General features: G+C 68.9%; 16 protein-coding genes. 8 read left to right on the top strand and 8 right to left on the bottom strand.

Going from position 1 to position 22,650, the window contains the following annotated elements; genetic code table 11:
- Nucleotide 1: 1 nt before the first annotated feature.
- Entirely contained in the window at nucleotides 2-1,156 is a 1,155-nt protein-coding gene (locus MAA44156_RS21710; protein WP_029248645.1) for an NAD-dependent formate dehydrogenase, read from the bottom strand.
- A 547-nt stretch (nucleotides 1,157-1,703) separates the two neighbouring features.
- On the opposite strand from MAA44156_RS21710, the gene MAA44156_RS21705 reads away from it, so the two are divergent.
- The 4 genes from MAA44156_RS21705 to MAA44156_RS21690 all read left to right on the top strand — a co-directional run bounded on the left by MAA44156_RS21705 (nucleotide 1,704) and on the right by MAA44156_RS21690 (nucleotide 7,037).
- Nucleotides 1,704-2,003: a hypothetical protein gene (locus MAA44156_RS21705; RefSeq protein WP_009979635.1), complete on the top strand. Its 300-nt coding sequence runs from the start codon at nucleotides 1,704-1,706 to the stop codon at nucleotides 2,001-2,003.
- A 79-nt stretch (nucleotides 2,004-2,082) separates the two neighbouring features.
- Nucleotides 2,083-3,540 (top strand): catalase, encoded by a 1,458-nt coding sequence (locus tag MAA44156_RS21700; RefSeq protein WP_009979632.1) that lies wholly within the window; start codon nucleotides 2,083-2,085, stop codon nucleotides 3,538-3,540.
- A gap of 25 nt (nucleotides 3,541-3,565) precedes the next feature.
- Nucleotides 3,566-5,020, top strand: a complete 1,455-nt coding sequence (locus MAA44156_RS21695; protein WP_011726337.1) for a catalase — start codon at nucleotides 3,566-3,568, stop codon at nucleotides 5,018-5,020.
- 265 nt (nucleotides 5,021-5,285) lie between these two features.
- Entirely contained in the window at nucleotides 5,286-7,037 is a 1,752-nt protein-coding gene (locus tag MAA44156_RS21690) for a GMC family oxidoreductase (protein ID WP_428829200.1), read from the top strand.
- A 183-nt stretch (nucleotides 7,038-7,220) separates the two neighbouring features.
- Here MAA44156_RS21690 and MAA44156_RS21685 read toward each other — a convergent pair whose 3' ends face one another.
- The 4 genes from MAA44156_RS21685 to MAA44156_RS21670 form a co-directional block, all read right to left on the bottom strand.
- Entirely contained in the window at nucleotides 7,221-8,678 is a 1,458-nt protein-coding gene (locus MAA44156_RS21685; protein ID WP_009979629.1) for a lipase maturation factor family protein, read from the bottom strand.
- 87 nt (nucleotides 8,679-8,765) lie between these two features.
- Complete coding sequence (locus tag MAA44156_RS21680; RefSeq protein WP_121035742.1) at nucleotides 8,766-12,947, bottom strand: alpha-(1->3)-arabinofuranosyltransferase; 4,182 nt, start codon at nucleotides 12,945-12,947, stop codon at nucleotides 8,766-8,768.
- 73 nt (nucleotides 12,948-13,020) lie between these two features.
- Nucleotides 13,021-13,194, bottom strand: coding sequence for a DUF2613 domain-containing protein (locus MAA44156_RS21675; protein ID WP_003874046.1), 174 nt, complete (start codon nucleotides 13,192-13,194; stop codon nucleotides 13,021-13,023).
- Between the two features lie 92 nt (nucleotides 13,195-13,286).
- A complete protein-coding gene (locus MAA44156_RS21670) occupies nucleotides 13,287-13,487 on the bottom strand; it encodes a DUF2613 family protein (RefSeq protein ID WP_009979625.1) in 201 nt (66 codons plus the stop codon).
- 118 nt (nucleotides 13,488-13,605) lie between these two features.
- Here MAA44156_RS21670 and MAA44156_RS21665 point away from each other — a divergent pair, with 118 nt between their 5' ends.
- The 3 genes from MAA44156_RS21665 (at nucleotide 13,606) to MAA44156_RS21655 (ending at nucleotide 16,764) form a co-directional block, all read left to right on the top strand.
- Complete coding sequence (locus MAA44156_RS21665; protein WP_009979624.1) at nucleotides 13,606-14,772, top strand: glycoside hydrolase family 3 N-terminal domain-containing protein; 1,167 nt, start codon at nucleotides 13,606-13,608, stop codon at nucleotides 14,770-14,772.
- Nucleotides 14,773-14,837: 65 nt separating this feature from the next.
- Nucleotides 14,838-15,485 carry a TetR/AcrR family transcriptional regulator gene (locus tag MAA44156_RS21660; protein ID WP_003874043.1) on the top strand — a complete coding sequence of 216 codons (648 nt, stop codon included), beginning with the start codon at nucleotides 14,838-14,840 and terminating at the stop codon, nucleotides 15,483-15,485.
- 25 nt (nucleotides 15,486-15,510) lie between these two features.
- The gene (locus tag MAA44156_RS21655; protein WP_009979623.1) at nucleotides 15,511-16,764 is read left to right on the top strand and encodes a chloride channel protein; all 1,254 of its coding nucleotides are present in this window, start codon (nucleotides 15,511-15,513) and stop codon (nucleotides 16,762-16,764) included.
- Between the two features lies 1 nt (nucleotide 16,765).
- Here MAA44156_RS21655 and MAA44156_RS21650 read toward each other — a convergent pair whose 3' ends face one another.
- Together MAA44156_RS21650 and MAA44156_RS21645 are read right to left on the bottom strand one after the other, a co-directional pair.
- Complete coding sequence (locus MAA44156_RS21650) at nucleotides 16,766-17,608, bottom strand: MaoC/PaaZ C-terminal domain-containing protein (RefSeq protein ID WP_009979621.1); 843 nt, start codon at nucleotides 17,606-17,608, stop codon at nucleotides 16,766-16,768.
- Nucleotides 17,608-18,972 carry a 3-oxoacyl-ACP reductase gene (locus MAA44156_RS21645; protein WP_009979620.1) on the bottom strand — a complete coding sequence of 455 codons (1,365 nt, stop codon included), beginning with the start codon at nucleotides 18,970-18,972 and terminating at the stop codon, nucleotides 17,608-17,610. The genes MAA44156_RS21650 and MAA44156_RS21645 overlap by 1 nt, the downstream gene beginning before the upstream one ends.
- A gap of 152 nt (nucleotides 18,973-19,124) precedes the next feature.
- Here MAA44156_RS21645 and MAA44156_RS21640 point away from each other — a divergent pair, with 152 nt between their 5' ends.
- On the top strand, nucleotides 19,125-20,471 hold the full coding sequence (locus tag MAA44156_RS21640; RefSeq protein WP_023879417.1) for an acetyl-CoA C-acetyltransferase: 1,347 nt from the start codon (nucleotides 19,125-19,127) through the stop codon (nucleotides 20,469-20,471).
- 321 nt (nucleotides 20,472-20,792) lie between these two features.
- On the opposite strand, the gene MAA44156_RS21635 is transcribed toward MAA44156_RS21640, so the two are convergent.
- The gene (locus MAA44156_RS21635; RefSeq protein WP_003879144.1) at nucleotides 20,793-22,628 is read right to left on the bottom strand and encodes an acyl-CoA dehydrogenase; all 1,836 of its coding nucleotides are present in this window, start codon (nucleotides 22,626-22,628) and stop codon (nucleotides 20,793-20,795) included.
- Nucleotides 22,629-22,650: the final 22 nt, after the last annotated feature.

Raw genomic sequence — 22,650 nt, 5'->3', positions numbered from 1 at the left:
CCTACTGCGCGTAGGACTTGGCCCCGGTCCCGGCGAACTTGCCGCCCTCGACGATCAGGTATTCCGAGCGGATGGGGCGGCCGGCGAACCAGTCCTCGAGGATCTCGCGGGTCCCGGCGCAGTAGCGGGCCTGCGCCGACAGGCTGGAGCCCGAGATATGCGGCGTCATCGCGTGATTGGGCATGGTGCGCCACGGGTGATGCGGTGGCGACGGCTGCGGGAACCACACGTCGCCGGCGTAGCCGGCGAGCTGACCGCTCTCCAGCGCGGCCACGATCGCCTTGTGGTCGGTCTCCTCGGCGCGGGCGGTGTTGACGATGTAGGAGCCGCGCCGCATCGACTTCAGCAGCTTCTCGTTGAACATGTGATGGGTCTGGGCGATCAGCGGCGAGTGGATCGACACCACGTCCACCGAGCGGGCCAGCGACTCGACGTCGGGGTGATACGTCACGCCGAGTTGCTTCTCGTACTCCGGCGAGAGCCGGTGCACATCGAAGTAGTGCAGGTTCACCCCAAAGGGTTTCATCCGCTCGAGCACCGCGCGCCCGATCCGGCCGGCGGCGATCACCCCGACGTCCATGCCCTCCACGTCGTAGGACCGCTGCACACAGTCGGCGATATTCCAGCCGCCGTCGCGGATCCACTGGTGCGACGGGACGAAGTTGCGCACCAACGCCAGGATCTGCATCACCGTGTGCTCGGCGACGCTGATGCTGTTGCTCCAGGTTTCCTCGGCGACGGTGACCCCCCGCGCCTGCGCCTCGGTGAGGTCCACGTGGTCCGACCCGATGCCGGCGGTCAGCGCCAGCTTGAGGTTGCGCGCCTTGGCGAACCGCTCCTTGGTGATGTAGGCGGGCCAAAAAGGTTGGGAGATCACGATATCGGCGTCGGGCAGTTCCCGCTCGAACTCCGAGTCCGGGCCGTCCTTGTCCGACGTCACGACCAGCTCGTGCCCGCCGTCTTCGAAGAACTTGCGCAACCCCAGGGCACCGGAGGCGCAGCCGAGCAGCTCACCGGGCGTGAAGTCGATCTTTGACGGCGTCGGCAGCGACGAGCCGTCGGGGTAGCTGTTGATCACCGGGATGCTGTCGCGGGCGTACTTCGGCGGATACCCGTCAACGGGATCGGGGTACAGCACCATCACACACTTAGCCACTGGCTCCTCCTCCATGGGTTGCTTCTGGCAGGGACCGGACGACTCAACGGCCGGCAGCCACGCGCGGCGCCGTACCGCATATCAGCGTTCGCGCGATGCGGCCGGGTGGCAACGGAGTCGGTTCCAAAGTTTCCCGCCGATTTCCCACACCGCTTTAGCAGACACCACAAGCGTTCCGATCCGTATTTATGGGCCCTGCAAACCTATCGTGCCGCAGCTGCGGGGTTGCGCTGCGGGTCTCGGCGGCGAGCACCAACCGGGGCGCCGCCCCGGGATCCGCTTGTAGCGGCCACCAAAGCCGGACGAGAAATCGACGCGACGGCTTGGAATCGCCTCCGATGACATCCGAGCGCGCCGAGTGCAGAGTCGACTACAGCACGCCCGGCCACGGCAAGGAGCTGATGCGCAGATGCAAGCTGAGGATCAAGTCTCGCCGCGTGAGATGGTGCGCCGTGGGCTGCTGCTCGACGGCCTGGGTCAGCCCGTGGATCTCAATGCCGTGGATTGGCATGTCCGGCAACGCCATCCGGGCGCGGCGCCGTCGGAAGTGCAAGACGAAACCCTGGCGGTCATCCGCTCCATGGTCAGCGATGGGCTGGTCCGGCTGGGTGCCCAGGTGATGGTGGGCGAACATCTGGGCGGCGTGGCCACCGAGGGTGAACGATTCGTCGCCTGGGACCAGCCGCTGGAGCGATCGATGCACAAGATCTCCCACGTCTACCTCAAGCACTACGACGATCCCGAGAAATGGATGTATGCCGCGTGGATGCAACTCACCGACAAGGGGGAGCAGCTCGCGCGGTCGTTCGAACAGGCAGACCTCGATTCGTATCGAAAGTTCCAGTAGCGGACCGCTCGTCGACGACGGCGGCGGGGCCGCCGAATTTTTTTGATTGCCCACTGATTTCGAGCTAGGGAGGACACTGATGACGGAGAATTTCACGACGACGAATGCGGGCGCCCCGGCGCCCAGCGACGAACTGTCGTTGACGCTGGGTCCCGATGGCCCGGTACTGCTGCAGGATTTCTATCTCATCGAGCAGTTGGCCGCGTTCAACCGCGAGCGGGTCCCCGAGCGCCAGCCGCACGCCAAGGGGACCGGCGCGTTCGGCCGGTTCGAGGTCACCAATGACCTGAGCGCCTACACCAAAGCCGCCGTGTTTCAGCCGGGCACCAAGACCGACGTGTTCGTGCGGCTGTCAGGGAACGCCGGCGAGCGCGGCAGCGCCGACACCGTGCGGGACACGCGCGGGTTTTCGGTGAAGTTCTACACCACCGAGGGCAACTTCGACCTCGTCGGCCTCGACTTCCCGGTCTTCGTCATCCGGGACCCGATCAAGTTCCCGCAGATGGTCCGCTCGGCCAAACGCCGCGCGAACAACGACTGCCGTGACCACAACATGCAGTGGGATTTTTGGACGCTCTCCCCGGAGTCGGCGCACCAGGTGACCATGATCATGAGCGATCGCGGTATTCCCAAGACGTTTCGTCACATGCACGGCTTCGGCCTGCACACCTTCAGCTTCCTCAACGCCGCCGGCGAGATCTCGTGGGTGAAGTTTCATTTCAAGTCCAACCAGGGCATCGAATGGTTGACCCAGGAAGAGGGCGATCGGCTGGCCGGCACCGACCCGGACTACTGCATCCGGGATCTGTACGAGGCGATCGAGCGCGGGGACCATCCGAGCTGGTCGGTGAAGGTGCAGATCATGCCGTTCGAGGACGCCAAGACGTATCGGTTCAACCCTTTCGACGTGACCAAGGTGTGGCCGCACGCCGACTATCCGCTCATCGATCTGGGCACCATGACGCTGGACCGCAACGTCACCGACCACCACACCGAGGTCGAGCAGGTGACCTTCGCGCCGCATGCGCTGGTGCCCGGGATCGGGCTGAGCCCGGACAAGCTTTTGCTGGGGCGCAGTTTCGCCTACGCCGACGCGCACCGCTACCGGGTCGGGGCCAACCACAACCAAATTCCGGTCAACGCCCCGCGGTGTCCGGTGCGCAGCTATTCCAAGGACGGACAGATGCGCTTCGTCAACTCCACCGACCCGGTGTATGCGCCCAACTCCTACGGCGGGCCGAAGGCCGATCCCGACCGGGCGTCCGTGGTGAAATGGGCCGTCGACGGCGGAATGATGGTGCGCGCGCCCTACACGCTGCGACCAGACGACGACGACTGGGGCCAGGCCGGCGCCCTGGTGCGCGACGTGATGGACGACGCCGAGCGGGAACGACTTGTGCACAACATCGTTCACCATGTCACAGACGGCGTGAAAGAACCCGTGCTGTCACGCGTCGTCGAATACTGGTACAACATCGACGCCGACATCGGCAAGAGGGTGGAAGACGGCATCCGAGCCGCCAACCTCGGCCGGTGAGCCGGAAGCCGCCGGACCACACGATATGGCGGAGAACCATACGACCACGAATGCGGGTGCGCCGGCGCCCAGTGACGAACTGTCCTTGACGGTGGGCCCCGACGGGCCGCTCCTGCTGCAGGATTCCTACCTCGTCGAGCAGATGGCGGCGTTCAATCGGGAACGGGTGCCCGAGCGTCAGCCGCACGCCAAGGGCGCCGGGGCATACGGGCGCTTCGAGGTGACGGCCGATGTGAGTGAGTACACCAAGGCGGCCTTCCTGCAACCGGGTGCGGTCACCGAGGTGTTCGCCCGTTTCTCGTCGGGCAACAGCGGCGAGCGTGGCAGTGCCGACACGGCCCGCGACAACCGCGGGTTTTCGGTGAAGTTTTACACCACCGAAGGCAACTTCGACCTCGTCGGCAGCGACGTCCCGGTCTTCGCGATCCGGGATCCGATGAAGTTTCCCAACCTGATTCGCGCCGGGGGCCGCCGCGCGGACAACGACCTGCACGACCACAACATGGTGTGGGATTTCTGGACGAGCTGTCCCGAGACTGCGCATCTGGTGACGCTGGTGATGGGGGACCGGGGCATCCCCAGGACGTTTCGGCATATGAACGGCTTCGGCCTGCACGCGTTCAGTTGGGTCAATTCGGCCGGCGAGATCCATTGGGTGAAGTACCACTTCAAGACCGACCAGGGCATCCAATGGTTGCCCCAGGAAGAGGGTCGGCGGCTGGCCGGCACCCATCCCGACTGCTGCGTGCGCGACCTGTACGAGGCCATCGCGCGCGGGGAGTATCCGAGCTGGTCGCTGCAGGTGCAGTTGATGCCGTTCGCCGACGCGAAAACCTACCGCTTCAACCCCTTTGACGTGACGAAGGTGTGGCCGCACGCCGACTACCCACCCATCGAGGTCGGCACGATGACGTTGGACCGCAACGTCACCGATCACCACGCCGAGGTCGAGCAGGCCGCCTTCGCGCCGAGCAACCTGGTGCCCGGCACCGGGCTGAGCCCCGACAGGCTGTTGTTGGGCCGCAGTTTCGCCTACCCCGATGCGCACCGTGCCCGCATCGGGGTCAACCACGACCAGCTCCCGGTCAACGCCGCCCGGTGTGCGGTGCGCTCGTACGCCAAGGACGGCCGGATGCGGATTGTCAACACCGCCGACCCGGTGTATGCGCCCAACTCCGCGGGCGGGCCGCACGCCGATCCCGCACGGGCCGGCGAGGTGCACTGGGCCGCCGACGGGCAGATGCTGCGCGCGGCGTACACGCTGCGCCGCGACGATGACGACTGGGGCCAGGCCGGCACCCTGGTGCGCCGGGTGATGGACGATGCGCAACGGGAACGCCTGGTACACAACATCGTTGGTCACGTCTCGGCGGGGGTGAATGAACCCGTCCTGTCCCGTGTCTTCGCGTACTGGCGCCACGTCGACCCCGACATCGGCAGGAAGGTCGAAGAAGGCGTTCGCGCCAATCTCAACAGCTGACAACATCGCGAGGCCCTGATTCGTTTGCAGCGCAACGAATCACGCGCCGGCGCGCCCGGGGGAGCCGCGTCGGCGGCGCGCTTGTAGCGACCACCAAAGCGCGGCGGGAATTTCGGCCGAATTACGGAGTGAACTACATGGAGTTCAACGCGGCGCCCGAACATGCTGCTAACTGCGGGTTCGGAATCCGTATCCCGGTAGGCAACGAGGGTTTCCACGCGTGCGGTGCGGCCCGCTGAACACCCGAGTTTTCGAGGAGGAAATCATGTCACACGCGCAACCAAATGTGGCCGACGGGGCTCACTTTGACTTCGTCGTCGTCGGGGGCGGCACCGCTGGTAACGTCGTCGCCGGACGCCTCGCCGAGAACCCGAACGTCAGCGTCCTGGTCGTCGAGGCCGGTGTCGGCAACCCCTGGGAGCTTGACGGGGTGAACACCCCGGGAACGGCCATGGAGCTGCGCCACAGCCCGTACGACTGGGATTACCTGGCCAAGTTCGTCGACCGTGGCGTCTGGCAGCGCATCGACAAGCAGGAGACCCGGGGCAAGATCCTCGGCGGCAGCTCCGCGGCCAACTACTTCAGCTGGATTCCCGGCTGCAAGCCGACCTACGACCGGTGGGCGGAATACGGTGGCCCGGAATGGACCTGGCAGCCGCTGCTTCCCTACCTGCGCAAGAGCGCCACCTATCACGACGACCACGGGACGTTCTCGCCCGACATGAAGCGGATCGGCGCCGGCGGTCCGCTGCCCATCTCGCACAACAACATCCCCGAGTTGCAGCCCTTCCGCGACGTCGTCGCGCAGGCGTGGAAGTCGCGGGGCCTGCCGGTGACGGAGAACATCTACGACGGTGAGATGAACGGCCTCACCCACGCGGTCAGCACCATCTATCGGGGTGTGCGTTCCGGCAGCTACCTGTTCGTGAAGGACCGGCCCAACATCACGATCCTGCCCGAGGTTCGGTCCAAGCGGCTGATCATCGACTATGCCGACCGCACCTGCAAGGGTGTGACCGTCATCGACGCCTCCGGCACCGAGCGCAGCTTCTACGCCAACCGGGAGGTCATCCTCTCCCAGGGTGTTTTCGAGAGCCCGAAGCTGTTGATGCTCAGCGGTATCGGCCCGGGACGCGAGCTGGCCAAGCACGGCATCCCCGTGGTCGTCGATTCTCGCCATGTCGGCCAGCACCTGTTCGATCACCCGGGCGTCCCGTTCGTGCTGCGGATCAAGGAGGGCTACGCCATCGACGACTACCTGCGCCCCGGTCCGAAGCACGACTCCGCCGTTGCCGATTACCAAAAGGACCACCAGGGTCCGCTGGGCTCCGGTCTGCTGGAGATGATCGGCTTCCCCCGCGTCGACGAATACCTGGACCGGGATCCGATTTACCGTGAGGCCAAGGCCGCCAACGGCGGGCTCGACCCCTTCTCGCCGGAGGGACAGCCGCACTTCGAGCTCGACTTCGTTCCCGCGTTCGGCAGTGCGTTCCAGTGGCAGTACCCCGCCCCGCCGGAGGGCGACCACATCACCGTGATGGTCGACCTGGTCCGCCCGGCCTACGACGGCGGCGAGGTGACGCTCAACAGCACCGACCCGTTCATGCAGCCCAACATCAACCTGAATTACCTGTCCAACGAGCTCGACATCATCGCCCTGCGCGAGGGCATCAGGTTGGCCTACGACATTCTCACCAAGGGCGACGGCTTCAAGGACCTCGTCATCAGCCAGTACCCGTGGGATATGCCGCTGCACTCCGACGAGCTGATGAGGACGTCCATCCAGGACCGGGTGCAGACGTCCTACCATCCGTGCGGCACCAATCGGCTGTCCAAGAACATCGACCAGGGTGTGGTGGATCCCAAGCTGAAGGTCCACGGCGTCAACAAACTTCGCGTTGTCGACGCCTCCGTCTTCCCGATCATCCCGGACTGCCGCATCCAGAACACCGTCTACATGGTCGGCGAGAAGGGCGCGGACGCGATCAAGGCCGACCACACGGACCTGTACAAGTAGGGGCCGGGGGCTTCGGCCTCGAGTGTGTACTCATGGCGAGATTCCGGCCGAAATCCCGCCGTGAGTACACACTGAAATCCCTAGCTCCACACCCGAATTCCTGGACGCATTGGTGGTGACGCCGCGGCTGTATCACGGCAAGCGCGCCGCCACGGGTCGGCCTGCTGGATGCTCATGCCTGCCCTAGCCGTGGTCCTGCGGTGTCAGTTTCGACAGCGTCAGCGGCGGCACGTAGCCGCCGATCAGCGTGCGATGCCACCAGGCCCGGTCGCGCCGCAGCTCGGCCGGCGTGGTGAAGCGATACTCGTAGAGCCGTGCCCGCACGTACCGGGGCGGCGCATCGGGGAAGGGGTTGTGCCGCAACAACCGTAGCGTCGGGCGATCGTTTTCCAGCAGCCGCTGCAGGAACGGCGACAGCCACGGCTGGGCGTAGCCGGGCGAGATCGCGGCGAACCACATCAGCCAGTCCAGCCGCAGATGGTAGGGCGCCCACTGGCGCGGCAGCCGGCGCACGCCACCCGGTTTGCCCTTGAATTCGTATTCCCACCATACGGTCTGGTCGGTGATGTCGTCGTCGGCGGTGCCTTCGATCACCACCTCGCGGCGGACCCGGCCGATGCTGCCGAACGCGCCGTAGGTGTTCACCAGGTGAAAAGAGTTGAACGACATGTTCATTCGCTGACGCGAGGACAGCATGTTGCGTATCGGCCAGTAGCTCATCACCAGCACGGCGGCGGTGACCGCGACCACCACAACGACGAACCACAGCGGTGACGCCGACGGTTCACCCTGCCCCGGCAGCACGCTCTTGGGCAGCAGCAGCGCGACCGACGAATCGTCGATGGCGCTGCACGCCAACAGGATCGTCACCCAATTCAGCCAGGCGAAGTTGCCCGAGGCGACCAGCCACAGCTGGGTGACCACGATGATGGCCGCGGCCACGCCGGCCACCGGCTGCGGCGCGAACAGCCCGAACGGCACGATCAGCTGCGCGAAGTGGTTGCCCGCCACCTCGATCCGGTGCAGGGGCTTGGGCAGGTGGTGGAAGAACCAGCTCAACGGGCCCGGCATCGGCTGGGTCTCGTGGTGGTAGTACAGACAGGTCAGATCGCGCCAGCACGGATCGCCGCGCATCTTGATCAGCCCGGCGCCGAACTCCACCCGGAACAGCAGCAACCGCGCCATCCACAAGGTGAGCAGCGGCGGGGCCACCTCGGCATTGCCCAGGAAGATCATCAGGAAGCCGGTCTCGAGCAGCAGCGACTCCCAGCCGAACGAATACCAGGTCTGCCCGACGTTGACGATCGAGAGGTAGAGCACCCACAGCGTCAGCCACATCAGCATGGCCGCCCACAGCGGCACCGCGTCGGCCGCTCCGGCCACGATGGCCGCCGACAGCGCCGCGCCGAACCAGGAGAGCGCCGCGAACAGTCGATCCGAATAGTGCAGGTGAAAGATGCTCGGCGTGCGCCGCCACGACTGCCCGGCCAAAAACCGCGGGATCGGCAGCATCCCGTGTTCGCCGATGAGCGCGCGGAACTGCGCGGCGGCCGCGACGAACGCCAGGAGGTAGATCACCGCTACGCCGCGCTCGAGCACCAGCCTGCCCACCCAGTAATCGGGTGCGGAAAACCAGCTCATCTCGCTAACTCCTCGGTCGGTGGCGGCTACACCAACCCGCGTATCCAGTCAATCAGCCGATAAACGGGTAGCCAATACTCCGGCCGACTATTCGTGACGGGCTCCGCCGCGCCGGCGGGGCACCGCGACGACCGAGGCGGTAAGCGCCGCAAGCGAAATCAACGCCAGCAGTTGGACATACCCCGCGTGGCCGGCGTACCCGTCGACCGAGCGCCAGGGCTGGCGCGACAACGCCGCCCCGGCCAGGATCAGCCCGCCGGCGCTGCCCGCCATCCCGAGCCGCGCCCAGCGCCGGGCGCCCAGCGCATACCGCAGACCCAGCGCGGCGCCCAGTACCGCCACTCCGGCCGCGCCGGCGATCACCGCCCCGGCGGCCAGCGCCGGGACCGCTGCCCACACCCCGGGCCGCCACGGCCGCGCGGGCGGGTCCTGGGTCCCCCGTTTCCGGGTGCGCCAGCACGCCAGCAGCGCCAGCACCGGCAGCAGCGCCAGCCCGACGGCCAGTCCCGCGCGATACAGCGAATTGGAGGCGAAGCTCAGCGTGATGACGCCGGGAGCGCCCGCGGGCACCAGCCAGCCCTGCTGCCAGCCGTTGACCGCGATCGGCGTCAGCCGGGCCCCGCTGCCGGTGCGCGCCACCCACCCGGGATTGATGCTCTCCGGGATGACCAGGATCCGGGAGATGTTCGACGGGCCGGCCGCGATCTCGCGGCGGTCCGGGCCCCAGCCGCGCCACGACGCAACCCGGACCGGCTGGGCGGCCTCGGCGGCGGCCGGGGTGGACAGCTCGGCGCCGTCGACGACGAACTGGGCGCCCGGGCTGATCAACAGCTCCTGCTCGCCCGCGGGCAGCGCGATCGGGTCGCGCTCGCAGGGCACCGCGGCGACGGGCTGGTCATCGAGCAGGGCGCCGACGGTGGTGTGGATCGCGGTGTGTACGAACCGGCCCGCGACGGCGATGACCGGCCCGCGTTCGCAGCCGACGCTGACCTCGCGGGCGCGGTTGCGGCCGGCGTCGGCGGGGGCGATCGGGTTGCCGTCGGCGCCCAGCGCCGCGACCTCGGCCAGCCCGGGCGGCTTGAGCTGGTCGAAGCCCAACGCGTTGCGGTCGATGACGTCTTCCCAATCCAGCAGGCTGATGGTCACCGTGTCGGTCACCCGGGGTTTGAGCGGAATCGTCTGCGCCTGACCGGGTTTCACCGCGGTCACCTGCGGGCCGTCGCCCAGGTTGACGGCCACCATGGTGGGGTGGGCGGGCAGCGCCGCCCGGCTGGGAACCAGGCGCACCCCGGCGACCTGGGTGGGCCGGGGCAGGGTGAGCGTCAGGGTGGGCGGCGTCTTGTGCTGCACCACTCGTTGCGGCGCGGTCCAGGCGGTGGCCGGGTCGTCGTCGGTGGCCGCATACGCCGAGCCGAGAACGTCGACGGTATCCGAATCGCCGTGAGTCACAGTCGTATTCGGTTCGGTGATCAGGTCGGCCAGCTTGGGTCCCTGGCGGGGGCGCACCCACACCGTCGGGGTGACCGACGTCGGCGCCGGCACCGTCAGCGTCCGGCTGAAGGTGACCGGCTCTTCCGGGGCCAGCTCCATCGACGGCGCGCAGCGCACACTGTCGGGCGCCCGGGCGCAGCCGGGCCGGCCGGGCAGCTCGGGTCCCAACTCCCACCGCGTGATCGGCGACCCCGGCGACGGCCCGGGCACCCGCACGGTGTGCCGCAGGTCGACCGGGTGCGCGAAGCCGGACGCGTCGTACTGGGTGACGGTCAAGTCGGTGATGCCGAACTGCACCCCGGGCGATCCGTCGTCGGTGCCGGCGGCGGTGATCCGCAGCCACGGGGTCTCGCCGTAGGGCAGCGCCGCGGCGAGCGGCTTGCCCGGCTGGTCGAACCGCAAAGTGGTGCTGCCCGTTGCGGTTTCGATGAGAATGCGGCGGACCTGGGCGCCGACGGCAGTGGCGCTGGGGGTCAAGGTGAGCGCCGCATTGGTCACCGGGTGGTCGAAATCGATCTGCATCCATTGCCCGACGGCCGATTGCAGCGAGTTGGACACCCACGCCGTCGCCGGGTCCCCGTCGATCGCGGCGGCCGGGGAGGTGGCCGGCGCGACGTCGGGCATCGCGGTGGAATCCGAGGCCGAGCTCGACACCGTGATCCGCCCTCCCGTCCACGCGCCGAGCACCGGATCGGCGCCGGGGACCGGGTAGTCGGGCACCCGGTTGTAGGTGTGCCGCGCGTCGCCGGGGGCCCGGATCGCCGACGAATGTTGGTCCACCCGGCCGTAATCCGTCTCGCGGGCCACCGGGGTGTCGGTGACGGTGACGCCGGCCCCGGCGGGCAGCGGCAGCCCGGCGGCTCGCGCGTCGGCGGTCAACAGCGCCGGGCCCAGCGGCGGCTGGCCCAGCAGCCGCCGCCTTTCGTCAAGGCGCAGCAGCACTTCCGGCCCGCCGTCGATGCGGGCCATCCGGTCGGTGTCGACGAAGTAGGGGGTGCCCGCGTCGCCGCCCGCGTCGACCCGGTAGACCTCGACGGCCGGATATCGAGGCCGCAATCCGCTGTCGGCGACAAAACCGGCCACGGTGCCCGGGCCAACCGGCGCGCCGAACTGCGCCACCTTGTGCAGGCCCGGCGACCCGTCGACGGCGCGGTGCACCAGGATGGGGCGCGCCGAGCGCGACGTGTCGGGGTCCAGGTCGTTGCGCACCACGACATACGAAATGCCTTGGCGGGCAAGCGTATCAGCCAGGCCCAGCGAGGGGCGGCCGGCGGCGAACAAACGCTGCACCGAATCCAGCGCCCGGATGGTCTGCGGCGGGGTCAACGGGATCGAGTCGCGCACCCCCCACGGGCTGGCGCCCAGCACCTGCAGCGGCTCGTCGTGGCTGGTGCCCCATACCTGGGTGGCGAACGGGGCTCCCGGGGCGACGAGCACCCGCCCGGGGGTGGGGGAGCCGGTGTTGTGCTGGGTCAGCCAGTCGGCCGTCTGCTGCCAATACGGCGGGATCGCGGTGAACGTCCCCGGCGGGGTCAGCCGGCCCGTCCAGGCGAGCGACGTGCTGACCATCAGCGCGGTCAGCACCACCACCGCGGTCGCGACCCACTTATCGCGCTCCGGGTGCGCAAAGGCACTGAGCCACAACGACTTCGGCGCGCTGCCCGGCAGCGGTATCCGGCCCAGCAGCTGCGCGACGCCCAGCACGATCGGGATCCTGATCACCGAGCCCAGCTTGTGCACGTTGCGCAGCGGCGCCCCGCCGGCGTCCAGGAACGCCTGCACCGCGTGCGCCGCCGGCGAGCCCAGCCCGCCGCTGTAACCGGCGGCCATCAACACCACCCCGACGAGCAGCATGGTGACCAGCCGCCCGCGCGCCGGCATGGTGGGGCCGGCCAGGCCGGCCAGCCCCGCCGCCGCGACCAGGCAGGTGCCCAGCACCGCCGCCGACCCGGTCACCAGCGGAGCCCCCGCGGTGGCGGTCGGCGCCACGTACGGGGTCCAGCTGTCGGTGCCGCGCAACATCTCCACCAGCGACGACCATTGCGTCGTCACACCCGAGGATTCGATGAAGTCCAGAAACGGCGGGCTGATGGCGCGCAGCATCACCAGGCCCACCACCCACCACAGCGTGGCCAGCACCAGCGCCACCAGCCACCACCCGGTGTAGCGCCACCACAACCGGTTCGGGCGGTGGCACGCCCACCAGATCACCGCGGGCAGGCAGCCGGCCACGGTGGCGATCGCGTTGACCGCACCCATCAGGGCGACGGCCACCCCCGCCTGCGCGGCCAGCGCGCGCACCGACCTCGGGCCGGTGGCCCGCAGCGCCAGGATGGTGGGCAGCAGCACCCACGGCGCCAGCATCATCGGCAGGGTTTCCGACGAGATCGACCCCAGCGTGGTCAGCACCCGTGGCGACAACGCGAACGCGGCGGCGGCGATCACCCGGGAGCCCGGGCTGCCGATCCCCAGCGCCTCGGCGACCCGCAACAGGCCCCAGAAGCCGACCGTCAACAGCAGCGCCCACCACAGCCGCTGGGTGATCCAGCCGGGCACGCCGAGCGCATGGCCGATCAGGAAGAAGGTGCCGTGCGGAAACAGGTATCCGTAGGCCTGGTTCTGCGCCTGCCCGAACGGCAGCTCGCTGTTCCACAGGTTGGTCGCGCGGGCCAGGAAGCGCAGCGGGTTCGCGGTCAGGTCGAGCTTGGTGTCCGGGGAGATCCGCCCGGGCGACTGGGCGAACGTCAACGCCAGCGCGATCGCGCCGACCAGCCACAACCACCGGCGCGAGACCGTCGACGAGGTGGGGGCCGTTTCCGTGGGCGCCGCCCGCGCCGCCCCGACCTCGCCGCTAGCTACGGTTTCCGTACTCCACCCGGTTGAGCACTGACGACTGCGGATCGCCCCCGGGAAGTGGCGGCTTCGTGTCTTGCTGGACCATCAACGTGACGCCGAAGATCGCGGCCGCGCCGAGCAAGAGGCCAACCACAACGCTCGCTGCGGCGGGCGCAACGATCCGGTTCATCGAGGACTCCTGAGGTTTTGCGGGAGGGCGGTCGTGACTTCAACCTAGCGCCAACCTAGCAGAACGGCGGTCGGCCGAATCTCCGGCGCCGGTCACAAGTGCAGGCAGTGCCCGTGGAAGCAGCGGTCGCCGTATTCCACCCGATAGGGCCCGAGCGGGTGCACCGGGGCGTTGGCCGGCGGCGCGGGGTGGCCGGCGTGGCTGGTGGCGGCCAAGGTGATGCCGACGGTGCTCGCCACCCCGATGGACAGCCCCACCGCGGCGCTGGCCACGGCCAACGTGAAACCGGTCATCGCTGGCTCCTCCCCGCACCCGCGTGCTGACCAGGCGCTGGTCAGCCCCAGCTCAGCAACCTACCGCCGATGCCCCCTGCGGACGGATGCGAAACGCCCGTCGTGAAAGCATGGCCCGATGGCATTGTCGCGCCCCCTCGCCGCGCACGCGGCCGTGCTGGCCGCCGTGTCGGCGCTGATGATCGGCTGCGCCCACCGCGCCGCACCCCCGCCCGCGCACTCGTCGACGTCGAACACGCCGGCCGCTGCCCCGGCGCCGCGGGTGTGCGTCGACCCGCCGGCAGCGCCGGCCACCCTGAACCTTCGCGACAAGCTGGCCCAACTGCTGATGGTGGGTGTCAAGAACGCCGACGACGCGCGCAACGTCGTCAACGGCTATCACGTCGGCGGCATCTTCATCGGCAGCTGGACGGACCTGACGATCTTCCAGGGCCCGCTGGCCGACATCGCGGCCAAGGCGGGGCCGTTGCCGCTGGCGGTCAGCGTCGACGAGGAGGGCGGTCGGGTCTCGCGGCTGAAATCCCTGATCGGGACGTCGCCGTCGCCGCGTGAGCTGGCGCAGACGCAGACCGTGCAGCAGGTGCACGACCTGGCCGCCGACCGCGGCAAGAAGATGCGCGACCTAGGCATCACCATCGATTTCGCGCCCGTCGTCGACGTCAGCGACGAGCCCGACGACGCCGTGATCGGCAACCGTTCGTTCGGCGCGGACCCGGCCAAGGTCACCGAGTACGCCGGTGCGTATGCGCAGGGGCTGCGGGACGCCGGCCTGTTGCCCGTGCTCAAGCACTTCCCCGGCCACGGGCACGGCTCGGGTGACTCCCACACCGGTGGCGTGGTCACGCCGCCGCTGGACGACCTGCAGAACAACGACCTGGTGCCCTACCGGACCCTGGTGACCACGCCGCCGGTCGGGGTGATGGTAGGCCACCTGCAGGTTCCCGGGCTCACCGACGACGTGCCGGCCAGTCTGAGCCCCGAGGCGGTGCAGTTGCTGCGCAACGGCGTCGGCTACAAGGGGCCGCCGTTCACCGGCCCGGTCTTCAGCGACGATCTGTCCAGCATGGCGGCCATCTCCGACCGATACGGGGTCTCCGAGGCGGTGCTGCGCAGCCTGCTGGCCGGCGTCGACGTCGCCTTGTGGGTCACCACCGACGAGGTGCCGGCGGTGCTGGACCGGCTGCAGAAGGCGGTCGCCTCGGGCGAATTGCCGGCACAGCGGGTGGACGAGTCGCTGGTGCGGGTGGCGACCATGAAGGGCCGCGGCCCGGCCTGCGGGCACTAGCGGCTGTGCGGCCGAAGCACATTGCCTACCCTTGACTCAGAACGGACCGGCTGGAGAGGTAAGCGATGGCGGGTGGCACCAAGCGGTTACCGCGTGCCGTCCGCGAGCAGCAGATGCTCGACGCCGCGGTCCAGATGTTCTCGGTCAACGGCTATCACGAGACCTCGATGGACGCCATCGCCGCCCAGGCGCAGATCTCCAAACCGATGCTGTACCTGTACTACGGCTCCAAGGAGGACCTATTCGGCGCCTGCCTGAACCGGGAGCTGGGCCGGTTCATCGACGCGGTGCGCGCCGACATCGATTTCCAGCAGAGCCCCAACGACATGCTGCGCAACACCATCGCGTCGTTCATGCGCTACATCGACGCCAACCGGGCGTCCTGGATCGTGATGTACACCCAGGCCACCAGCTCGCAGGCGTTCGCCCACATGGTCCGGGAGGGTCGCGAGCAGATCATCGAACTGGTCGCCGGGCTGATGCGGGCGGGCAGCCGCACCCCGCGGACCGACCGCGAGCACGAGATGATGGCGGTGGCCCTGGTGGGCGCCGGTGAGGCGGTGGCCAATCGGTTGTCCACCGGCGACATCGACGTCGACGAGGCGGCCGCGCTGATGATCGACCTGTTCTGGTACGGGCTCAAGGGTTCACCCGAGGAGCGGGAAGCCGCCGCGGCCCAGCCCGAGGCGGACCGCTCCGGCGCCGGCGGCTAGGGCTACCGTCGTCGAGGTGGCCCGAATGCCCGCACCCCGCTCGGACCGCAACGCTCTCGACTTCTTCTGCGCGGTCATCATCGTCGGTGTGCTCGCCGGAATCGCCGGCGTAGCAACCACATTGGTGCTGCGCGTGGTCCAGCACGCCACCTACCACTACAGTTTCGGCGCGCTGCTGGCCGGGGTGGCCGCCAGCAGCCCGATCCGGCGCGTGCTGGGCCCGATGGTCGGCGCGGCGCTGGCCGGGCTGGGGTGGTGGCTGCTGCGGCGGCGCACCGACGTGCCGCCGCTGGCCGAAACGATCGCGCGCTCCGAGCGCGTCCCGCGGCTCGCCTGGAGCATCGACGCCGTGCTGCAGGTGCTGCTGGTCGGATCCGGGGCATCGCTGGGGCGGGAGGGCGCCCCGCGCCAATTCGCTTCAGCGCTCGGCGATTTCGGTATCGGATGGCTCAGACGCCTGTCGTCGCGCGACCGGGAGATCCTGCTGGCCTGCGCGGCGGGGGCCGGTCTGGGCGCGGTGTATGCGGTGCCGCTGGCCGGTGCGCTGTTCGCGGCCCGGATCCTGCTGCGCACCTGGCGGCTGCGGGCGGTGGGCGCGGCGTTCCTGTCCTCCGGGGTGGCGGTGGCCGTCGGCTCGGCCGTCACCGGCGACCAGCCCAACCTGCGATGGCCGGTCGAAGAGTCCACCTACCTGTTGACCGCGCACGGGCTGTTGCTGGCGCCGGTGGCGCTCGCGGTGGGATTGGTCTTCAACCGGTTGATGGCCGTCGCCCGGCCGGCCCGCCCGATGCGGACCTGGACGCTGATCCCGGCACTGGCCGGCGCCGGCCTGGTGACGGGCGTCTGCTCGCATTGGTGGCCCGAATTGCCCGGCAACGGCCGCAGCATCCTGACGGTCAGCCTGGCCAGCGGCATGACCTTGGCGTCGGCCCTGGCGATCCTGCTGCTCAAACCCGTTCTGACCGCGTTGTATTTGCGCGCCGGCGGGGCCGGTGGCCTGTTGACGCCGTCGCTGGCCACCGGGGCGGCCGCCGGGGCGGCGCTGGTGCTGACGATCAATTGGGCGACCGGGAGCCAGCTGCACGTGCCCGCGGTGTCGCTGGCCGGCGCCGCCGGGGTGCTGGCCGTCACCCAGGGCTCACCGATCTGGGCGGCGATCTTCGTCTGGGAGCTGGCCCGGCCACCGCTGTGGCTGTTCCTGCTTTTCCTGCTGACCGCGACCGCCGCGCACGGGCTGAAAGTGCTTGCCCAGGGCCGTACTACGACGCACGCCGGCTGACCTACAGCGCCCGGACGGTTCCGGTCAGGTGCGGGTAGCCCTTGGCGATGTTGCGCAGCGCGATGTCCCAGCCGCCGTCGTGTTCGTCGATGTAGAGACCGGTGGTGGCGGGCAGCACCACCGGCTTGCCGAACCGCACCGAGTAGCGCGCCGCATCGGGAATCGCGGCTTCGATGTTGGCCAATACCGCTGCGGCGCTGAACATTCCATGCGCGATCACAGTGGGGAAGCCGAACAGCTTGGCCGCGATCGGGTTGGTGTGGATGGGATTGTGGTCACCCCCGACGACGGCGTAGCGGCGGATCAGCCCCGGGGTGATGCGCAGCACGGTCGGCGGCGGCGGCAGCTTGGGCTGCTTCTGCGGCGGCGGTTTGGGTTGGTCGGACAGGCTGGTGCGCTGCTGGTGCAGGAAGGTGGTCACCTGATGCCACGCGGTGTCGTTCCCCACGCTGACGTCGGTCACCAGATCGACCAGCAGACCCTTGCGGTGCTCGCGCAGGTTCTCCGCGTGCACCCGCACCCCGACGGTGTCGGTGACCGCGATCGGACGGTACTGCGTGATGTGGTTCTCGGTGTGCACCGAACCCATTGCCGCGAAAGGGAAGTCGAACCCGGTCACCAGCGACATCAGCGCCGGAAAGGTCAGCGCGAACGGGTAGGTCAACGGCACGTGGTTGCGGTAGCGCAGCCCGGTGACCGCCGCGTACTCGGCCACGTTGGTGCGGTCGATGGGAAGGTCCTCGACGGTGACCGTGCGGGTGGGCAGCGCGCTGCCGCGGGACACCACCGGCAGCGCCCCGGCGGCCGCGCGCAGCATGTTCTTCAAGCCGCTCGGCTGGTTCATCATGCCCCCAGCATCGCCTGGCCGCAGACCCGAATGACGTTGCCGGTCACCGCGTTCGACGCCGGGCTGGCGAAGTAGGCGATGGTTTCGGCGACGTCCACCGGCTGCCCGCCCTGCAGCAGCGAGTTCATCCGGCGCCCCACCTCGCGGGTGGCCAGCGGGATGGCGGCCGTCATCCGGGTCTCGATGAATCCCGGCGCGACGGCGTTGATGGTGATGCCCTTGCCGTAGAGCTCCGGTGCCAGCGCCTGGGTGAGGCCGATCATGCCGGCCTTGGTGGTGGCGTAGTTGGTCTGGCCGCGGTTGCCCGCGATGCCGGCCATCGACGACAGGCCGACGATGCGACCGCCTTCGCCGATGCTGCCGTTGCCCACCAGCCCTTCGGTAAGGCGAAGTGGGGCAAGCAGATTCACGGCCAACACGGCGTCCCAGCGCGCGTCGTCCATGTTGGCCAGCAGCTTGTCGCGGGTGATCCCGGCGTTGTTGACCAGGATGTCGGCGTGACCGCCGTGGTGCTCGCGCAGGTGCTCGGTGATCTTGTCGACGGCGTCGGGGGCGGTGACGTCGAGCCACAGCGCGGTGCCCCCGACCCGGCTGGCCGTCTCGGCCAGCGTCTCGGCGGCCGATTCCACGTCGATCGCGACCACACGGGCGCCGTCGCGGGCGAACACCTCGGCGATCGTGGCGCCGATTCCGCGGGCCGCACCGGTCACGATGGCGACCTTGCCGTCCAGCGGCCGTTCCCAGTCCGCCGGGGGGGTGGAGTCGGCCTCGCCGACGTAGAAGACCTGGCCGTCGACGTAGGCGGACTTGGCCGACAGGATGAACCGCATGGTCGACTCCAGGCCCGTCGCGGCGGGTTTGGCGGCCGGCGACAGGTACACCAGCGCCACCGTCGAGCCGTTGCGCAGCTCCTTGCCCAACGACCGGGTGAAGCCCTCCAGGGCGCGCTGGGCGATCCGCTCGTGCGCGCCGGCGGCGGCGTCGGGCGTGGTGCCGACCACCACCACGCGGGCGCAGTGACCCAGGTTGCGCAGCAGCGGGGTGAAGAACTCGTACAGCCCCTTCAGGCCCTCCGGGGTGGTGATCCCGGTGGCGTCGAAGACCAGCCCGCCGAACCGGTCGGCCCAGCGCCCGCCCAGGTTGTTGCCGACCAGGTCGTAGTCCTTGGCCAGCGCCGCCCGCAGCGGCTCGACCACGCCGCCCTCGCCGCCGATCAGCAGCGACCCGGCCAACGGCGGGTCACCGGGCCGGTAGCGGCGCAGCGTCTCGGGTTGCGGGACGCCGAGCTGCTTGGCGAGAAACGATCCAGGACCGGAATTGACAATCTGCGAGAACAGATCGGACGAGACCTTCGGAGCCACCGGAGCTACCTTCCGTGTTGTTTCTGCGTCGGGGTATGCCTATAGGACAACCGTATCGAGGACGAACTTACTTCAGAGTAAGAACAGTGGGTAGTATGGCCCGAGACGGGCGACCCACAAACCGACCAACCGCAGACACACGGAGAACACAAGTGGCCCCTGCAAGTTCCGAGGCAAGCAAACCGGCTGCTCAGCGCAGTGCGCAGCGGCGGCCAGTGGCCGTCCTGGGTGGCAACCGGATTCCGTTCGCCCGCTCCGACGGCGCCTATGCCGAGGCGTCCAACCAGGACATGCTCACCGCCGCGCTGGAGGGGTTGGTGGACCGCTTCGGGCTGGCCGGTGAGCGGCTGGGCGTGGTGGTCGGCGGCGCGGTGCTCAAGCACAGCCGGGACTTCAACCTGACCCGCGAATGCGTGCTGGGTTCACAGCTGTCGTCCTACACGCCAGCGTTCGACCTGCAGCAGGCCTGCGGCACCGGGTTGCAGGCCGCGATCGCGGCCGCCGAGGGCATCGCCGCCGGCCGCTACGACGTGGCCGCCGCCGGCGGGGTGGACACCACCTCGGACGCGCCGATCGGCCTGGGCGACAACCTGCGCCGCACACTGCTGAAGTTGCGCCGGGCCAAGTCGAACGTGCAGCGACTCAAGCTGGTGGGCACGCTGCCGGCGACCCTGGGCGTCGAGATCCCGGTCAACAGCGAGCCGCGCACCGGCCTGTCCATGGGCGAGCACCAGGCGACCACCGCCAAGCAGATGGGCATCACCCGGGTCGCCCAGGACGAGCTGGCCGCCGCCAGCCACCGCAACATGGCCGCCGCCTACGACCGCGGCTTCTTCGACGACCTGGTCACCCCGTTCCTGGGCCTGTACCGCGACGACAACCTGCGGCCCGACTCGTCGCCGGAGAAGCTGGCCAAGCTGCGGCCGGTGTTCGGGGTGAAGGCCGGCGACGCGACGATGACGGCGGGTAACTCGACCCCGCTGACCGACGGCGCCTCGGTGGCGCTGCTGGGCACCGAGGAGTGGGCGGCCGCGCACTCGCTGACCCCGCTGGCCTACCTGGTGGATGCCGAGACGGCCGCGGTCGACTACGTCAACGGGCGCGACGGCCTGCTGATGGCCCCCACCTACGCGGTGCCGCGGCTGCTCGCCCGCAACGGCCTGAGCCTGCAGGACTTCGACTTCTACGAGATCCACGAGGCGTTCGCCTCGGTGGTGCTGGCCCATCTGCAGGCCTGGGAATCCGAGGACTACTGCAAGGAACGGCTGGGCCTGGACGCCGCGCTGGGCTCCATCGACCGCTCCAAGCTCAACGTCAACGGGTCCTCGCTGGCCGCCGGTCACCCGTTCGCGGCCACCGGCGGGCGGATCCTGGCGCAGGCCGCCAAGCAGGTCGCGCAGCGTAAGGCCGAGCTCAAGGGCGCCGACACACCGGTGCGCGCCCTGATCTCGATCTGCGCGGCCGGCGGCCAGGGCGTGGCCGCGATCCTCGAGGCCTGACGGGCCGGGCCCATGAGTTGGGTCACATCGCGTTAGCAAGGGGTTAGTAACCGGAGGCCGCGGGTATCCGTGACCCCGGATAGCCCCGTGTTGTGGTCTGACCCCCCGACCCCGACGGCAATACGGGGCATCCCTGACACGACCGCCTGCCAGTTTGCGCGACGGGCGTCCGAGAAGGGCCGCCGCTGGAGTGAGGGGATCCAGCGGCGGCCTTTTTCTGCGCCCGATCGTGCGCCCATCCGGCGCCGCGCAATCAAAAACCCCGCTCCCATCGGGGAAGCGGGGTTTTTGATTGCGCTTGTCAGCGGCCTCGGAAGGGCTTTAGAAGGCCGCCTCGTCGAGCTCCATGATGTCGTTGTCCAGCGTCTCGATGACCTCGCGGGTGCTGGTCAGCATCGGCAGGAAGTTCTTCGCGAAGAACGACGCCACCGCGATCTTGCCCTCGTAGAAGGACCGGTCCTCGCCGCTGGCGCCGGCGTCTAGCGCCGCCACGGCCACCGCCGCCTGACGCTGCAGCAACCAGCCGATGATCAGGTCACCGACGCTCATCAGGAACCGCACCGAACCCAGCCCCACCTTGTACAGGCTGGTCACGTCCTCCTGGGCGGCCATCAGGTAGCCGGTCAGCGCGGTCGCCATGCCCTGCACGTCGGCCAGCGCCTTGGCCAGCAGTTCGCGCTCGGACTTGAGCCGGCCGTTGCCGGACTCGCTGTCGACGAACTTCTGGATCTGCTCGGACACGTGGGCCAGCGCCACACCCTTGTCGCGGACGATCTTGCGGAAGAAGAAGTCCTGCGCCTGGATGGCCGTGGTGCCCTCGTAGAGCGAGTCGATCTTGGAGTCGCGGATGTACTGCTCGATCGGGTAGTCCTGCAGGAAGCCGGAGCCACCGAAGGTCTGCAGGCTCTCGGTGAGCTTGGCGTAGGCCTGCTCGGAGCCGACGCCCTTGACCACCGGCAGCATCAGGTCGTTGACCTTGACCGCCAGTTCGGCGTCCACCCCGTAGAGCGCCTCGGCGACCGCCGCGTCCTGGTAGGTCGAGGTGAACAGGTACAGTGCGCGCAGACCCTCGGCATAGGCCTTCTGGGTCATCAGCGACCGCCGCACGTCCGGGTGGTGCGTGATGGTCACCCGCGGTGCGGTCTTGTCGGTCATCTGGGTCATGTCGGCGCCCTGGACGCGAGACTTGGCGTACTCCAACGCGTTCAGGTAACCCGTCGACAGGGTCGCGATGGCCTTGGTGCCCACCATCATGCGGGCCTGCTCGATGACCTCGAACATCTGCGCGATGCCGTTGTGCACCTCGCCGACCAGCCAGCCCTTGGCCGGGACGTCGTGCTGGCCGAAGCTCAGCTCGCAGGTCGCCGACACCTTCAGGCCCATCTTGTGCTCGACATTGGTGACGAAGACGCCGTTGCGCTCGCCGAGCTCACCGGTCTCGAAGTCGAACAGGAACTTGGGCACGAAGAACAGCGACAGGCCCTTGGTGCCGGGGCCGGCGCCCTCGGGGCGGGCCAGCACCAGGTGGAAGATGTTCTCGAACAGGTCGTCGGAGTCGGCCGAGGTGATGAATCGCTTCACACCGTCGATGTGCCAGGAGCCGTCGTCCTGCTTGACCGCCTTGGTGCGCCCGGCGCCGACGTCGGAACCCGCGTCCGGCTCGGTGAGCACCATGGTCGAACCCCAGCCGCGCTCGGCGGCCATCACGGCCCACTTCTTCTGCTCGTCGGTGCCCAGGTGGTAGAGGATGTTGGCGAAGCCCGCGCCGCCGGCGTACATCCAGACCGCCGGGTTGGCGCCCAGGATGTGCTCGTGCAGCGCCCACAGCAGCGCCTTGGGCATGGCGACCCCGCCGAGGGCCTCGTCGATGCCTACCTTGTCCCACCCGGCCTCGATGACGGCGTGGACGGACTTCTTGAACGATTCCGGCAGCGTCACCGAGTGCGTCTTCGGGTCGAACACCGGCGGGTTGCGGTCGCCCTCGACGAAGGAGTCGGCGATGGGCCCCTCGGCCAGCCGGCTGATTTCGTTCAACATCTCGCGGGCCGTGTCGGCGTCCAGATCGCTGAACTCGCCTTGCCCTAAAGCCTTGTCAACGCCCAGCACTTCGAACAGGTTGAATTCCTGGTCGCGGACGTTGCTCTTGTAGTGGCTCACTACGGTCCTCCTCGTTGAGAAT

The sequence above is a fragment of the Mycobacterium avium subsp. avium genome (genome assembly GCF_009741445.1).
Taxonomy (GTDB): domain Bacteria; phylum Actinomycetota; class Actinomycetes; order Mycobacteriales; family Mycobacteriaceae; genus Mycobacterium; species Mycobacterium avium.
This window is presented reverse-complemented; position numbering and strand designations above follow the sequence as displayed.